This is a genomic window from Hydrogenophaga luteola, assembly GCF_042648585.1.
Taxonomy (GTDB): domain Bacteria; phylum Pseudomonadota; class Gammaproteobacteria; order Burkholderiales; family Burkholderiaceae_C; genus Hydrogenophaga; species Hydrogenophaga luteola.
In genome coordinates this window covers 569,876-584,857 of the sequence record NZ_JBHRXX010000009.1, presented here as the reverse complement: position 1 = coordinate 584,857, position 14,982 = coordinate 569,876, and the positions used below count along the sequence as shown (strand labels likewise).

The window sequence follows — 14,982 nt, the reverse complement described above, 5'->3', positions numbered from 1 at the left end:
AACTCCAGAAAAATTTCCCGCAGAATTGTCGCATGCAAGCCCACCGTGCCTTTTCGTTCCGCCTGTGGCGCCTTCTGGCGTCTATCGGCGTTGTGGTGGGCTCGCTGCCGGCCTGGGCCGCGCACGGCTATGCGCTCTGGGGTGAGCTGCGGTACCCGCCGGGCTTCACGCACTTTGCCTATGTCAATCCAGATGCGCCCAAGGGTGGCGAGTTGCGCCTGGTCAGCAATTTGCGGGTCTCCACCTTTGACAAGTACAACCCGTTCACCCTGCGCGGCAACGCGCCGGCCTACCTGTCGTCGCTGATGTTCGACAGCCTGCTGGCGGGCGCGCTGGACGAAACCGGTTCGGCCTATGGCCTGCTCGCCTCGGACGTGGAGCTGGCGAACGACCGGTTGTCGGTGACTTTTCGCATCCGGCCGGAGGCGAAGTTCCACACTGGACAGCCAGTGCTGGCCGCCGACGTGAAGCACAGCTACGAGACGCTGGTCGGTCCCCACACCTCGCCGGCCTACAAGACGATTCTTGAGGATGTGGCCGGCGTCGATGTGATCGACGAGCGCACGGTCCGCTATCGCTTCAAGAAGTTCAACCGCGAACTGCCGTTGACCGTGGGCGGCCTGCCGGTGTTCAGCCGCGCCTGGGGCGACGAGAAAGACCCGAAGACCGGGCAGCGCAAGAGCTTTGACCAGGTGGTGATGGACATCCCGATCGGCAGCGGGCCTTACAGGATCGGGCCGGTGCGCTTCGGCAAGGACATCACCTATGTGCGCGACCCGGCCTACTGGGCCAGGGATCTGCCGGTGCGCCGTGGCACCGCCAACTTCGACCGGATCACCGTCAAGATTTACAAGGACAACACAGCGCGGCTGGAGGCGCTCAAGGCCGGTGAGTTCGACCTGATGCGGTTTTTCTCGGCCGGCGACTGGGCGCGGCGCGTCAACGGCAAGCGCTTCGACAGCGGCGAACTGGTCAAGGCCGAGTTTGTCCACAAACAGCCCACCGGTTTCCAGAGCTACGTGCTCAACACCCGCCGCCCGCCACTCGACGACATCCGCGTGCGGCAGGCGCTGGGTCTTGCGCTGGACTACGAGTGGATGAACCGGCAGATGTTCTACGGCGCCTACCAGCGGGTGCAGGGCCTGTTCGGCAACACCGACTGCGCGGCCGAGGGAGTGCCGTCTCCGGCCGAGCTGGCCCTTTTGTCGCCGTGGCGTGCCCAGCTGCCACCGGCCGTCTTCGGACCGGCCTACCGCTCGCCGCGCACCGATGGCGATGACTCGTTGCGCGGAAATCTGCGAAAGGCGCAGGGGCTGCTGCGCGAGGCGGGGTGGACGGTGAGAGACGGCGCGCTGCGCAATGTGAAGGGCGAGGCCATGGTGCTGGAGTACCTGGACAGCCAGGAAACCGGTGCGCGTGTGGTGACGCCCTGGTCGCGCAACCTCGCCAAGCTGGGTGTCCAGCTGAATTTCCGCCCGGTCGACTTCGCGCTGTATCAGCAGCGCCTGCGCACTTTCAACTTCGACATCACCTCGATCGCCTACGGTGGCACGCACAACCCAGGCCCGGAATACGCCGACCTGTTTGGCAGCAAAGCTGCAGACACAGAAGACTCGGGCAACATGGCCGGCGTGAAAAGCCCGGCAGTCGACGACCTGATCGGCCGAATGGTCGGCGCCGACACCCGTCCCGAGTTCCTGGCCGCCTGCCGTTCGCTGGAGCGTGTCATCACGCACAGCCACTACCTGGTGCCGCAGTGGTCGTCCAGCACGCATCGCATGGTCTACAACGCCTGGCGCCTGTCTCGACCCGAGACCATGCCGCCGTACGCCACCGGCGAGGACTGGGCGATCGACACATGGTGGAAGAAGCCCTGACATGTGGTCCTACATCTTCAAACGCCTGCTGCTGATGATCCCGACGCTGTTCGGGGTGCTGCTGCTGACTTTCGTGGTGATCCAGTTCGTGCCGGGCGGGCCGGTGGAGCAGTACCTCGCTGAGGCGCGTGCCGGGGCCGGCACAGGCGCGGAGGGCGGCTCGGTGTATCGCGGCGCGCAAGGCGTCGACCCGAAGCGGCTGGAACAGATCAAGGCGCTGTACGGTTTCGACAAACCGGCCCACGAACGCTTTTTCCAGATGCTCGGCCAGTTCGCGCGTTTCGACCTGGGCACCAGCTTCTTCCAGAACAAGGCGGTGTCGCAGCTGATCATCGAGAAGCTTCCTGTCTCGGTCAGCCTCGGGCTCTGGACCTTCCTCATCAGCTACCTGGTCGCCGTGCCGCTGGGCGTGGCCAAGGCGGTGCGCGCGGGGTCGCGCTTCGACCTCGTGACCACATTGATGGTGCTGGTGGGGTATGCGATTCCGGGCTTCGTGCTCGGGGTGGCACTGCTGGTGATCTTTGGCGGGCAGCTGCAGTGGTTTCCGCTGCGCGGCCTGACCTCCTCGAACTGGGAGGAACTGAGCTGGGGCGCGCGCATAGTCGACTACCTCTGGCACATCACGCTGCCGGTGACGGCCATGGTGCTCGGCAGCTTCGCGGTGACGGCCATGCTGACGAAGAACTCGTTCCTCGAAGAGATTCGCAAGCAGTATGTGATGACGGCCCGCGCCAAGGGCCTGAGCGAGCGGCAGGTGCTATGGAAGCACGTGTTCCGCAACGCGCTGATTCCCATCGTCACAGGTTTTCCAGCAGCTTTCATTGGCGCCTTCTTCACCGGCGCGCTGCTGATCGAGACCCAGTTCTCGCTTGACGGTCTGGGCCTGCTGGGCTACGAGAGCGTGATCCGGCGCGACTACCCCGTGGTCATGGGCACGCTGTTCCTGTTCACCCTGATCGGCCTGGTCACCAAGCTGGTATCCGATCTCTGCTACGTGTGGGTGGACCCGCGCGTGAAGTTCGACTGATGGCCGCAGCGTCCCTGTCCCCCTCCCGCCGTGCTTGGCAGCGTTTCAGGCGCAATCGGCTGGGTTACTGGAGCCTGGTGCTGTTCTGCGCACTGGTGGTGCTCAGCCTGTTCGCCGAGCTGATCTCCAACGACCGGCCGCTGGTGGTGCGCTACGAGGGCAAGACCTATTTCCCGATGGTCCAGAACCTGCCGGAAACCACCTTCGGTGGCGACTTCGAATCCGACACCGACTACCTCGACCCCTTCATCCGCGAGCGCATCACCCGGGGGGACAACTGGGCGTTCTACGCGCCCAACCCCTACGGCCCCAAGACCTTGAACTACTTCGCGAAGGAGCCCAATCCCTCGCGCCCGACAGCGGAGAACTGGCTGGGCACCGACGACCGCGGGCGCGATCTGCTGGCACAGCTGATCTACGGCTTCCGAGTCAGCGTGCTGTTTGCCCTGGCATTGACCTTCATCGGCACCCTGCTGGGCATCCTCACCGGTGCCATACAGGGCTTCTTCGGTGGCAAGACCGATCTGGCTTTCCAGCGCTTCATCGAGATCTGGTCCTCGATGCCCGAGCTTTACTTGCTGATCATCTTCTCCGCTGTGTTGTCGCCCAGCATCGGCTTGCTGCTGGTGTTGCTGAGCCTGTTCGGCTGGATGGGCCTGTCCGACTACGTTCGCGCCGAGTTCCTGCGCAACCGGCAGATGGACTATGTGCGCGCGGCGCGGGCCATGGGGCTGTCCAACGGCCAGATCATCTGGCGCCACGTGCTGCCCAACAGCCTGACGCCGGTGGTCACCTTCCTGCCGTTCCGCATGAGCGCGGCCATCCTGGCGCTGACCTCGCTGGACTTCCTGGGCCTGGGGGTGCCGCCGGGTACGCCCTCGCTGGGTGAACTGCTCAGCCAGGGCAAGAACAACATCGACGCCTGGTGGATCTCGCTCTCGACCTTCGGCGTGTTGGTCATCACGCTGCTGTTGCTGACCTTCATGGGCGACGCGCTGCGGGACGCGCTCGATCCGCGAAAGGCCGACCGATGACGCCGCTGCTGGAAGTCAAGGGCCTGAGCGTCTCGTTTGGTGGCCACGAGGTGGTGCACGGCATCGACTTTTCGCTGGCGGCCGGTGAGAAGCTGGCGCTGGTCGGCGAGTCGGGCTCTGGCAAGACGGTGTCGGCGCTGTCGCTGCTGCGGCTGATCCAGAACGCCGAGGTGCGCGGAACGGCCAACTTTGGCGGCACGAATCTGCAGGCCTTGAGCGAACACGCGCTGCGCGGCATCCGGGGCGATCGCATCGCGGTGATCTTCCAGGAGCCGATGACGGCGCTCAACCCGCTCTACAGCGTGGGCGAGCAGATCGTCGAGGTGCTCCAGCTCAAGAAAGGTCTCACCCCCGCGCAGGCCCGGTCCGGCGCCATCGAGTTGCTGGCTTCCACCGGCATCCCCGAGCCCGCCCGGCGCGCCGGGGCATTTCCGCACCAGCTCAGCGGCGGTCAGCGCCAGCGCGCCATGATCGCCATGGCGCTGGCGGCCCAACCGAAGTTGCTGATCGCCGACGAGCCGACCACCGCCCTGGACGTCACGGTGCGGGCCCAGATCCTGGCCCTGCTGTCGGACCTGCAGCGCCAGCACGGCATGGCGGTGCTGCTCATCACCCACGACCTGAACCTGGTGCGGCACTTTGCCGACAGGGTGGCCGTGATGGAGAAGGGGCATCTTGTGGAGCAGGGCAGCGTGCAGTTGGTGTACGCCGATCCGCAGCATGCCTACACCCGCCGCCTGCTCGCCAGCGAGGCCCGGCGCGATGTGGTGGAACCGTCCGCAGGTGCACCGGCGGTGCTGCAGGCCAAGGGTCTTCGGGTGAGCTACCCGGTGCCGCTGCCGGGCGTCCGGGGGTGGTTCCGGCGCGGCAGTTTCGTCGCGCTGCAGGGGGCCGACTTCTCGATCCCGGCGGGCACCACGCTGGGGGTGGTCGGCGAGTCCGGGTCGGGCAAGTCCACCCTGGCGCTGGCCGCACTGGGCCTTTTGCCGCACGGCGGTGAACTGCAACTGGGCGACACCGGTTGGGCGCAAGCGCGCCAGTCGGGAGCCGAAAAGGCGCTGCGCCGGCAGGTGCAGGTGGTGTTTCAGGATCCGTTTTCCTCGCTCTCCCCACGCATGACCGTGGAACAGATCGTGGGTGAAGGGCTCAGCGTTCACGAGCCAGGGCTGGATGCGATACAGCGTCGAGAACGGGTGAGGTCGGCGCTGGCCGACGTCGGGCTGGTGCCCGAAGCCAGTCAGGCCGACGACTGGCTTCAGCGCTACCCGCACGAGTTCTCCGGCGGTCAGCGCCAGCGCCTCGCCATTGCGCGTGCGCTGATCGTCGAGCCGCAACTGCTGGTGCTGGACGAGCCGACGAGTGCGCTGGACGTGACGGTCCAGCAACAGGTGCTGGCCCTTCTGCAGCGCCTGCAGCGAGAGCGAGGACTGAGCTACCTGCTGATCACCCACGACATCGCGGTGATCAGGGCCATGGCCCACGAGGTGCTGGTGCTCAAAGACGGTGTCGTGATGGAGCATGGCCCTGTTGAGCAGGTTCTCCGTGCGCCGCGCAACGCCTACACGCAGGCACTTGTCAGCGCCGCGTCCTGAGCTTCCATTAGGATCGGCCCCGGCGCACTGGCGCCTTGTCGAATGCATCCGACCACGTCCACACGCTGCTGTCCATGACCCAAGCCCTCAAGCCCGCGACGACACGGACCATGCCCGTGGACATGATTTCGCCGACCCGCTGGATCGAGCGCGGCTGGGAAGACCTGCGGGCCAACCCGCTGCCAGGTCTGGTTCACGGGCTGGCGCTGGCCCTGTTCGGCTGGCTGCTGCTCTGGCTGGCGCGGGACCGCTTCTGGCTGCTGGCCGGTGCGTTTTCGGGCTTCCTGATCGTGGCGCCGGTGCTGGCCACAGGCCTCTATCACATCAGCCGTGAGCGTGCGGCGGGCCGCAAAGCCGGGCTGCGCGATGTGATCGCGCTTTGGCGCTCTTTTGATGGCCGACTGGTGCGTTTCGGCGTGTTGCTGGGCTTGGCCGGAACGGGCTGGGTGATGGCATCGGCCGGCCTGATCACACTCTGGTCGCCGACCCCCATCCTCAAGCCTGTGGACTTTTTCCGCCATGTGGTGCTTGTCAAAGAGGTCGGCCTCTTCGAAGCATGGCTGGTGATGGGCTCCCTGCTGGCGGCGCCTGTGTTTGCATCCAGTGTGGTCGCCATACCCATGCTGATCGACAAGAGCGTGCCCGTGAGCATGGCGGTCACCGCCAGCTGGCGCGCGGTGGCCGACTACCCGGGGCCGCTGGTCTGGTGGGCTGTGCTGATCACGATGCTGGTCGGACTGGGCATGGTCACTGCACTGGTGGGGCTGGTGGTGGTCATCCCACTGATCGCCCACGCCAGCTGGCACGCCTACCGCGATCTCACCGTCACCCCATCGCCGGTCTCGTTTCACTGAGTCGGGCCCATTTCCCAGTCATGGAAAACACGATATTTGGTCTGACCGAGGGTCAGATCGCTCAGTTCGGCCTGACCTTCGGGGTGGGGGCCTTCATTCTCTACATGCTGTTCATCGTGTTGAATCTGGCCCTGGAGTCCAAGGCCGGCAAATTCGGCACCTTCATCATCTTTCTGGTGCTCTCTCTGGGCATGATGGGTTTCATGGCCAAAAACGTCATCCAGTGGGTGCTCGGCATCTGACGCATTCCTGGTCGGCGCTATTGCAAGAAAGGTGCCGCACGGAGTACAATGCTGGCTTCACGACCAAATGGGCGGGTTACTACCGGCCCATTTTTTTTGTCCAAACGCTTTCCGGAATTCCGATTCCCTTCACCACAAGGCCGCAACACACCCGATGAGCTGGCAAGAAACCATTGCGCAAACCGTGACCGGACTGGGTTTTGACCTGGTGGATCTGGAGCGTTCGGCTGGTGGTTTGCTCCGGGTGACGATCGACCTGCCATGGCAGGCCCCGCAGCCCGGTGAAGCCGCAGGCCCCGAGCAGTTCGTGACCGTGGAGGACTGCGAGACGGTCACCCGGCAGTTGCAGTACCTGCTGGAGGTCGAGGGTCTGGATTACCGGCGCCTCGAAGTGGGCTCGCCCGGCATCGATCGGCCGCTGCGGCACGAGGCCGACTACCAGCGGTTCCAGGGGCAGGTCATAGACCTCACGCTGAAGGCGCCCATCGGCGCTACCGGCGGCGCGGTGGCCGCCAACAGAAAAAAGTTTCGCGGCACGCTGGAGCGGGCCGCCGACGGGGTGATGTGGCAGGTGGTATGGAGTGATGAGCCGCCCGTCAAGCCAGGGCAGCGCGTGAGCAAGAAGCGCGAGCCTGCGCCCTTGCAGGCGCTGACGTTTGCACTGGACGACGTCCAGCAGGCTCGTTTGGCGCCCATCGTGAATTTCAAGGGGCGGCGTGCCGGCTCCTGAGTTTTTGTGATTTGAGATAAGAGATACGGAAAGGTAGGCGACTGATATGAATCGCGAAATGTTGATGCTGATCGATGCCATCTCGCGCGAGAAGAACGTCGAGCGCGACGTCGTGCTGGGTGCGGTCGAGCAGGCGCTGGCCTCGGCGACCAAAAAGCTCTACAAGGGTGAGGTCGACATCCGTGTCGCGATGGATCCGGACACGGGCGCCTACGAAACCTTCCGCCGCTGGCTGGTGGTGCCCGACTCGGCAGGACTGCAGAACCCCGACGCCGAGGAGCTGCTGAGCGATGCCCGGGACGACATTCCGGACATCGAAGAGGGCGACTACATCGAGAAGCCGGTGGAAAGCGTGCCCATTGGTCGCATCGGCGCCATGGCTGCCAAGCAGGTGATCCTGCAGAAAATCCGCGACGCCGAGCGCGAAATGCTGCTCAACGATTTCATGAGCCGCGGCGACAAGATTTTTGTCGGCACCGTCAAGCGCATGGACAAGGGCGACCTGATCGTCGAGAGCGGACGCGTGGAAGGACGCCTCAAGCGCGGCGAGATGATCCCCAAGGAGAACTTCCGCACCGGCGACCGCGTGCGCGCCATGATCATGGAGGTCGACCTGACGCTGCGTGGCGCACCCATCCTGCTGTCGCGTTCCGCTCCCTCGTTCATGATCGAGCTGTTCCGCCAGGAGGTGCCGGAGATCGAGCAGGGCCTGCTGGAGATCAAGACCTGTGCCCGCGACCCCGGCTCGCGCGCCAAGATCGCCGTGCTGTCTCACGACAAGCGCATCGACCCCATTGGCACCTGTGTCGGTGTGCGCGGATCGCGCGTCAATGCGGTCACCAACGAGCTGGCGGGCGAGCGCGTGGACATCGTGCTCTGGTCCGAAGACCCCGCGCAGTTCGTGATCGGCGCCCTGGCGCCGGCCAACGTCGTGTCCATCGTGGTCGACGAAGAGCGGCACGCCATGGACGTGGTGGTGGACGAGGAAAACCTCGCGATCGCCATCGGCCGCGGTGGCCAGAACGTCCGTCTTGCATCCGAACTGACTGGCTGGCGCATCAACATCATGACCGCCGACGAGTCTGCCCAGAAGCAGGCCGAAGAGGCCGACGGCATCCGCAAGCTGTTCATGTCCAAGCTGGACGTGGACCAGGAGATCGCCGACATCCTGATTGAAGAAGGCTTCACCAGCCTGGAAGAGGTGGCCTATGTGCCGCTGCAGGAGATGCTGGAGATCGAGTCCTTCGACGAGGACACCGTCAACGAACTGCGTGCTCGCGCCAAAGACGCGCTGCTGACGATGGAGATCGCTCGTGAAGAAAGCGTGGAAGAGGTGTCGCAGGATCTGCGCGACCTCGAAGGCATGACGCCGGAGCTGGTGGCCAAGCTGGCTGATGGCGGCGTGCACACCCGCGACGAGCTGGCCGACTTGGCTACCGATGAACTGACCGACATGACGGGGCAGACGCCTGAAGAGGCGACTAATCTGATCATGCGCGCCCGCGCTCACTGGTTCTCCGGTGAGGAGACGCCTGCGTCCAACTGACCCGTGCAGGCACGAGCGGAGAAGAAACACCTATGACCAGTACCACCGTTGCCGAATTGGCCGCCGAGCTGAACAAGCCCACCACCACCCTGCTGGAGCAGCTTTCTGCTGCCGGGGTGCCTAAAACCGCTGGGACCGATGTGGTCACCGAGACCGACAAGCAGAAGCTGCTGGGCCACCTCAAGGCCAGTCACGGGACCGCCGGCGCCGAGCGCAAGAAGATCACGCTGGTGAAGAAGTCCACCACGGAGATCAAGCAGGCCGACGCGACTGGGCGTGCCCGCACCATCCAGGTCGAAGTACGCAAGAAGCGTACGTTCGTCAAGCGCGACGACGAGGTGGTGGTCCCGGATGCACCGGTGGAGTCCGTTGAGCCGGCCACACCGGCGGTGGACCCGGCCGAGCTGGCCCGACGCGAGGAAGAGGCGCGCCGTCAGGCCGAGCTGCTGCGGCGCCAGGAAGAAGAACTGCTGATCAAGCGCCAGCAGCGCGAAGCCGAAGAGGCTCGCCAGGCGGAGCTCGCGCGCAAGGCTGCAGAGGCCGAGGAGGCCGCGGCCCAGGCGCGGCAACTGGCGGCAGCGAAATCCGCCGCCTCTGTCGACTCTGCCAAGGAAGAGGCCGCCAAGGAAGACCAGCGCCGGGCCGCTGCCGCGGCCGAGCGTGAAGCCGCTGCCAAGGCGGAGGCCGACAAGCAGGCCGAAGCCCGCAAGGCCGAAGAGTCGCGCGCCCAGGATTTGCTGGAGCGCCGGCGCAAGGCCGAGGCCGAGGCCGCCAACATTCGCGCGATGATGGCCGCTCCAGCCAAGACCCTGGTGGCCAAGAAGCCTGAGCCCACGCCGGATCCCAAGGCCATCAAGGGCACGCTGCACAAGCCTGCTGGCACGCCGGCAGCCAAGACTGCTGCGGGTGCGCCAGCTGCGCCTGGCTTGGGCGGCAAGAAAGAAGTGAAGTCCGAGAACCTGTCGTCGACCTGGAAGGACGACGCAGCGAAGAAGAAAGAGATCAAGACCCGTGGCGACACCAGCGCCGGTCGCTCCAACTGGCGCAGCGGCCCCAAGGGTGGCGGTCGCCGTGGTGATCGCGACAGCCGTGACAACGCGCAGAGCAGCTTTGTGGCCCCGACGGAAGCCAAGGTCATCGAAGTGCACGTGCCGGAAACCATCACGGTGGCCGAACTCGCACACAAGATGAGCCTGAAGTCGTCCGAGGTCATCAAGCAGCTCATGAAGCTGGGCCAGATGGTCACCATCAACCAGCCGCTGGACCAGGACACCGCCATGATCGTGGTGGAAGAACTGGGTCACACCGCGGTGGTGGCCGCGCTGGACGATCCGGAAGCCTTCACCGACGAGGAAGCGGGCCAGCACCAGGCCGAGCTCAAGCCGCGCGCCCCGGTGGTCACTGTCATGGGCCACGTGGACCACGGCAAGACCTCGCTGCTCGATTACATCCGCCGCTCCAAAGTGGCGGCGGGCGAGGCAGGCGGCATCACGCAGCACATCGGTGCCTACCACGTGGAAACACCGCGCGGCATGGTGTCCTTCCTCGACACCCCGGGTCACGAGGCTTTCACCGCCATGCGAGCCCGTGGTGCCCAGGCCACCGACATCGTCATTCTGGTGTGTGCGGCCGACGACGGCGTGATGCCGCAGACCAAGGAAGCGATCAAGCATGCGAAGGCCGCAGGGGTCCCCATGGTCGTGGCCTTGACCAAGATCGACAAGCCTGGCATCAACCTCGAGCGCGTGCGCTCGGAACTGGTGGCCGAAGAAGTGGTGCCCGAAGAGTTCGGTGGCGATGTGCCTTTCGTGGGTGTGTCCGCCAAGACCGGCGAAGGCATCGATGCCTTGCTGGAGCAGGTGTTGCTGCAGGCCGAGGTTCTCGAACTCAAGGCCCCGGTCGATGCCATGGCCAAGGGTCTGGTGATCGAAGCACGTCTGGACAAGGGCCGTGGTTCGGTCGCGACCGTTCTGGTCCAGAGCGGTACCCTCAAAACCGGCGACGTGGTGCTGGTCGGCCAGACATCTGGCCGGGTGCGCGCCATGTTGGACGAAAACGGCAAGCCTATCAAGGAAGCCGGTCCTTCCATTCCGGTGGAAATCCAGGGCCTTTCCGAAGTGCCGCAGGCCGGCGACGACTTCATGGTGATGTCCGATGAGCGCCGCGCGCGTGAAATCGCCACGTACCGTGCGGGCAAGTTCCGCAACACCAAGCTGGCCAAGCAACAGGCCGCCAAGCTGGAAAACATGTTTACTGACATGTCGGCCGGCGAGGTCAAGGTCCTGCCCATCATCGTCAAGGCCGATGTGCAGGGCTCGCAGGAAGCGCTGGGCGCCTCGCTGCTCAAGCTCTCGACCGACGAGGTCAAGGTGCAGCTGGTGTTCTCCGGCGTGGGCGGCATCAGCGAGTCCGATGTCAACCTGGCGATCGCCTCCAAGGCGGTCATCATCGGCTTCAACGTGCGTGCCGATGTCGGCGCGCGCAAGCTCGCCGAGGGCAACGACGTCGACCTACGCTACTACAACATCATCTACGACGCCGTGGACGATCTGAAAGCGGCCATGTCCGGCCTGCTGGCGCCCGAGAAGCGGGAAGAGGTCATCGGCTCGGCCGAGATCCGCACCGTGTTCGTGGCGTCCAAGATCGGCACCGTCGCCGGCTGTATGGTCACCTCGGGCATGGTCACCCGCAACGCGCACTTCCGCTTGCTGCGCGACAACGTGGTGGTCTACACCGGCGAGATCGACACCCTCAAACGCCTCAAGGACGACGTGCGAGAAGTCAAGGAAGGCTTCGAGTGCGGTATCAAGCTCAAGAACTACAGCGACATCAAGGAAGGTGATCAGCTGGAGTTCTTCGAGGTCAAGGAAGTGGCTCGTACGCTGTAAGGATCGAGCACCACCATGCCCCGCAAGGCTTCCTCCGTACCCAACCGCGGCTTCCGCGTCGCCGACCAGATCCAGCGCGATCTGGCAGAGTTGATCGCGCGCGAGCTCAAGGATCCTCGGGTGGGCATGGTCACGATCAATGCGGTCGAGGTCACGCCCGACTACGCCCACGCCAAGGTGTTCTTCAGCCTGCTCACCGGCAATCCCGATGAGACCACTCAGGGCCTGAATGCCGCAGCGGGGTTCCTGCGCAACGGCCTGTTCAAGCGCCTGCACATCCACACCGTGCCGACGCTGCACTTCGTGTTCGACCGCACCACCGAACGGGCGGCGGACATGAACGCGCTGATCTCCAAGGCCGTTGCGTCGCGTTCCAAGAACGAGGAATGACCATGCAGCGCCACAGCACCAGGGTGCCACGGCGCCCTGTGCATGGGGTGCTGTTGCTCGACAAGCCGCTGGGTTTCTCCAGCAACCAGGCCTTGCAGAAAGCCAAATGGCTGCTGCGCGCCGAGAAGGCCGGGCACACCGGGACACTGGACCCGCTGGCCACAGGTGTGCTGCCGATCTGCTTCGGCGCCGCCACCAAGTTCAGCCAGCTGCACCTGGACGCCGACAAGAGCTACGAGACCGTGGTCCGCCTGGGTGTGACCACGACCACCGGCGACGCCGAGGGCGATGTGCTGGAGAGCCGTCCGGTGACCTGCAGCGTCGGGCAAGTGGTAGAGGTGCTGGATCGCTTCACTGGGCCCATCACCCAGATTCCGCCCATGCACAGCGCCCTCAAGAAGGATGGCAAGGCGCTGTACGAATATGCCCGTGAAGGCGTCACGGTGGAGCGTGCGCCGCGCGCGGTCACCATCCACGACTTGGAGTTGCTGGAATTGGGGCTGGAGGGCGATGAGCCTTTCCTGCGATTGCGCGTGCGCTGCTCCAAGGGCACCTACATCCGCACGCTGGGCGAAGACATTGCAGCGGCCCTGGGCTGCGGCGGGCACCTGAGCCTGCTGCGCCGGGTGCAGACCGGTCCTTTCGACGCCAGCCAGTGCATCACGGTCGAAGCCCTTGAGGCGTTGCCCGAAGAGCAGCGCATGCAGCGGCTGCTGCCGGTGCAAGCCCTGCTGCCCGACCACACGGCTGTCACGCTCGACAGCGACAATGCCGCGCGTTTCCTCAGCGGTGTGCGCCGCCGCGGGGTCTGGTCCGACCTGTCCCGCGTGGCAATCTACGGCCCGCCACCGGGCACCTCCCGCACGCCGGTCCTGCTGGGCAGCGGCCACACACAGGCCGGCGAACTCATCCCGGGGCGGCTGCTGAGCCCCATCGAAATACAGCAAATCCTGGAACCTGCAACATGAGCAAACAGATCCGCAACATCGCCATCATCGCCCACGTCGACCACGGTAAGACCACCATGGTCGACCAGCTGCTCCGCCAGTCGGGCACCTTCGCCGAGCACGAAAAGGTCGTGGACACGGTGATGGACAACAACGCCATCGAACGCGAGCGCGGTATCACCATCCTGGCCAAGAACTGCGCCGTGAGCTGGCAAGGGACCCACATCAACATCGTCGACACCCCGGGCCACGCGGACTTCGGCGGCGAGGTGGAGCGCGCGCTGTCCATGGTGGACGGCGTGGTATTGCTGATCGATGCCCAAGAAGGCCCGATGCCGCAGACCCGTTTCGTGACCAAGAAGGCACTGGCCCTCGGCCTGAAACCCATCGTGGTGGTCAACAAGGTCGACAAGCCCGGTGCCAACCCGACCAAGGTGATCAACGAGGCCTTCGACCTGTTTGCCAACCTGGGCGCTACGGACGAGCAGCTGGAGTTCCCGGTGGTCTATGCCTCGGGCATCAATGGCTGGACTTCGCTGGAAGAGGGCGCTCCCGGCGAGCAATGGGGTCCGAACATGTCGGCATTGTTCGACACGGTGCTCAAGCATGTGCCGGCCCACCAGGGCGACCCGGATGCGCCGCTGCAGTTGCAGATCTCCGCACTGGACTTTTCCACCTTCGTCGGTCGCATTGGCGTCGGCCGCATCAGCGCCGGCAAGATCCGCCCCGGCATGGATGTGCTGGTGATGGAAGGTGAGGACGGCAAGAGCATCAAGGGTCGGATCAACCAGGTCCTGACCTTTCAGGGGCTGGACCGCGTGCAGGTGACCGAGGCCGGGCCCGGTGACATCGTGCTGATCAATGGCATCGCCGACATCGGCATCGGTGTGACCGTCACCGATCCGCTGAAGCCTACGCCGCTGCCCATGCTCAAGGTGGATGAACCGACCCTGACCATGAACTTCTGCGTCAACACCAGTCCGTTGGCCGGCCGCGAAGGCAAGTTCGTGACCAGCCGCCAGATCTGGGACCGCCTGCAGAAGGAACTGCAGCACAACGTGGCCCTGCGTGTGAAAGAAACCGACGAGGACGGCATCTTCGAGGTGTCTGGCCGCGGCGAACTGCACCTGACCATCCTGCTGGAAAACATGCGCCGCGAAGGCTACGAGATGGCTGTGTCCAAGCCGCGTGTGGTGTTCCGCGAGATCAACGGCGAGAAGTGCGAGCCGATCGAGTTGGTCACGGCCGACATCGAAGAAGGCCACCAGGGCGGCGTGATGCAGGCCCTGGGGGAGCGCAAGGGCGAGTTGGTGAACATGGTGCCGGACGGCAAGGGACGCGTGCGCCTGGAATACCGCATTCCAGCCCGTGGCCTGATCGGCTTCTCCAACGAGTTCCTCAACCTGACCCGCGGTTCCGGCCTGATCAGCAACATCTTCGATGGCTACGAACCCCACAAGGGCGAGATCGCCAGCCGCAAGAACGGCGTGCTGATCTCCATGGACGACGGCGAAATCTTCACCTACGCGCTGGGCAAGCTCGACGACCGCGGCCGCATGTTCGTCAAGCCCAACGACCCGGTGTACGAGGGCATGATCGTCGGCATCCACAGCCGCGACAACGACCTGGTGGTCAACGCCACCCGCACCAAGCAGCTGACCAACTTCCGTGTCAGTGGCAAGGAAGACGCGATCAAGATCACGCCTCCGATCGACCTCACGCTGGAGTACGGCGTGGAGTTCATCGAAGAGGACGAGCTGGTTGAGATCACGCCCAAGAGCGTGCGCCTGCGCAAGCGCCACCTCAAGGAACACGATCGCAAGCGCGCCCAGCGCGAGGCCTGACCAGCCGGGCG

12 protein-coding genes are annotated in these 14,982 nt (G+C 64.9%); all 12 read left to right on the top strand.

Translation table 11 applies throughout. The features are described 5' to 3' along the window. Positions 1–32: 32 nt before the first annotated feature. The 12 genes from ACFOPI_RS21575 (at position 33) to typA (ending at position 14,971) form a co-directional block, all read left to right on the top strand. Positions 33–1,877 (top strand): extracellular solute-binding protein, encoded by a 1,845-nt coding sequence (locus ACFOPI_RS21575; RefSeq protein ID WP_382178620.1) that lies wholly within the window; start codon positions 33–35, stop codon positions 1,875–1,877. Between the two features lies 1 nt (position 1,878). Then, entirely contained in the window at positions 1,879–2,904 is a 1,026-nt protein-coding gene (locus ACFOPI_RS21570) for a microcin C ABC transporter permease YejB (RefSeq protein ID WP_382178617.1), read from the top strand. Further along, positions 2,904–3,938, top strand: coding sequence for an ABC transporter permease (locus tag ACFOPI_RS21565; RefSeq protein WP_382178614.1), 1,035 nt, complete (start codon positions 2,904–2,906; stop codon positions 3,936–3,938). Before ACFOPI_RS21570 ends, ACFOPI_RS21565 begins: the two co-directional genes overlap by 1 nt. Then, on the top strand, positions 3,935–5,530 hold the full coding sequence (locus ACFOPI_RS21560) for an ABC transporter ATP-binding protein (RefSeq protein WP_382178612.1): 1,596 nt from the start codon (positions 3,935–3,937) through the stop codon (positions 5,528–5,530). The genes ACFOPI_RS21565 and ACFOPI_RS21560 overlap by 4 nt, the downstream gene beginning before the upstream one ends. A 74-nt stretch (positions 5,531–5,604) precedes the next feature. Further along, entirely contained in the window at positions 5,605–6,384 is a 780-nt protein-coding gene (locus ACFOPI_RS21555) for a DUF2189 domain-containing protein (protein WP_382178609.1), read from the top strand. Positions 6,385–6,404: 20 nt separating this feature from the next. Beyond that, complete coding sequence (locus ACFOPI_RS21550; RefSeq protein WP_066159673.1) at positions 6,405–6,626, top strand: DUF2788 domain-containing protein; 222 nt, start codon at positions 6,405–6,407, stop codon at positions 6,624–6,626. 154 nt (positions 6,627–6,780) lie between these two features. Next, complete coding sequence (gene rimP, locus ACFOPI_RS21545; protein ID WP_382178606.1) at positions 6,781–7,356, top strand: ribosome maturation factor RimP; 576 nt, start codon at positions 6,781–6,783, stop codon at positions 7,354–7,356. Positions 7,357–7,402: 46 nt separating this feature from the next. Continuing rightward, positions 7,403–8,902, top strand: coding sequence for a transcription termination factor NusA (gene nusA / locus ACFOPI_RS21540; RefSeq protein WP_382178603.1), 1,500 nt, complete (start codon positions 7,403–7,405; stop codon positions 8,900–8,902). A 32-nt stretch (positions 8,903–8,934) separates the two neighbouring features. Beyond that, positions 8,935–11,790 (top strand): translation initiation factor IF-2, encoded by a 2,856-nt coding sequence (gene infB / locus ACFOPI_RS21535; RefSeq protein WP_382178600.1) that lies wholly within the window; start codon positions 8,935–8,937, stop codon positions 11,788–11,790. A 15-nt stretch (positions 11,791–11,805) separates the two neighbouring features. Continuing rightward, positions 11,806–12,180 (top strand): 30S ribosome-binding factor RbfA, encoded by a 375-nt coding sequence (gene rbfA, locus ACFOPI_RS21530; RefSeq protein WP_066159687.1) that lies wholly within the window; start codon positions 11,806–11,808, stop codon positions 12,178–12,180. A gap of 2 nt (positions 12,181–12,182) precedes the next feature. Then, complete coding sequence (gene truB, locus ACFOPI_RS21525) at positions 12,183–13,148, top strand: tRNA pseudouridine(55) synthase TruB (RefSeq protein WP_382178597.1); 966 nt, start codon at positions 12,183–12,185, stop codon at positions 13,146–13,148. Beyond that, a complete protein-coding gene (gene typA / locus ACFOPI_RS21520; RefSeq protein ID WP_382178594.1) occupies positions 13,145–14,971 on the top strand; it encodes a translational GTPase TypA in 1,827 nt (608 codons plus the stop codon). The genes truB and typA overlap by 4 nt, the downstream gene beginning before the upstream one ends. Positions 14,972–14,982 lie beyond the last annotated feature (11 nt).

What these genes read in the sequence shown, in the direction of transcription:
- ACFOPI_RS21575 (WP_382178620.1), top strand. Translation starts at nt 33, where the DNA reads ATGCAAGCCCACCGTGCCTTTTCGTTCCGCCTGTGGCGCCTTCTGGCG.
- ACFOPI_RS21570 (WP_382178617.1), top strand. Translation starts at nt 1,879, where the DNA reads ATGTGGTCCTACATCTTCAAACGCCTGCTGCTGATGATCCCGACGCTG.
- ACFOPI_RS21565 (WP_382178614.1), top strand. Translation starts at nt 2,904, where the DNA reads ATGGCCGCAGCGTCCCTGTCCCCCTCCCGCCGTGCTTGGCAGCGTTTC.
- ACFOPI_RS21560 (WP_382178612.1), top strand. Translation starts at nt 3,935, where the DNA reads ATGACGCCGCTGCTGGAAGTCAAGGGCCTGAGCGTCTCGTTTGGTGGC.
- ACFOPI_RS21555 (WP_382178609.1), top strand. Translation starts at nt 5,605, where the DNA reads ATGACCCAAGCCCTCAAGCCCGCGACGACACGGACCATGCCCGTGGAC.
- ACFOPI_RS21550 (WP_066159673.1), top strand. Translation starts at nt 6,405, where the DNA reads ATGGAAAACACGATATTTGGTCTGACCGAGGGTCAGATCGCTCAGTTC.
- rimP (WP_382178606.1), top strand. Translation starts at nt 6,781, where the DNA reads ATGAGCTGGCAAGAAACCATTGCGCAAACCGTGACCGGACTGGGTTTT.
- nusA (WP_382178603.1), top strand. Translation starts at nt 7,403, where the DNA reads ATGAATCGCGAAATGTTGATGCTGATCGATGCCATCTCGCGCGAGAAG.
- infB (WP_382178600.1), top strand. Translation starts at nt 8,935, where the DNA reads ATGACCAGTACCACCGTTGCCGAATTGGCCGCCGAGCTGAACAAGCCC.
- rbfA (WP_066159687.1), top strand. Translation starts at nt 11,806, where the DNA reads ATGCCCCGCAAGGCTTCCTCCGTACCCAACCGCGGCTTCCGCGTCGCC.
- truB (WP_382178597.1), top strand. Translation starts at nt 12,183, where the DNA reads ATGCAGCGCCACAGCACCAGGGTGCCACGGCGCCCTGTGCATGGGGTG.
- typA (WP_382178594.1), top strand. Translation starts at nt 13,145, where the DNA reads ATGAGCAAACAGATCCGCAACATCGCCATCATCGCCCACGTCGACCAC.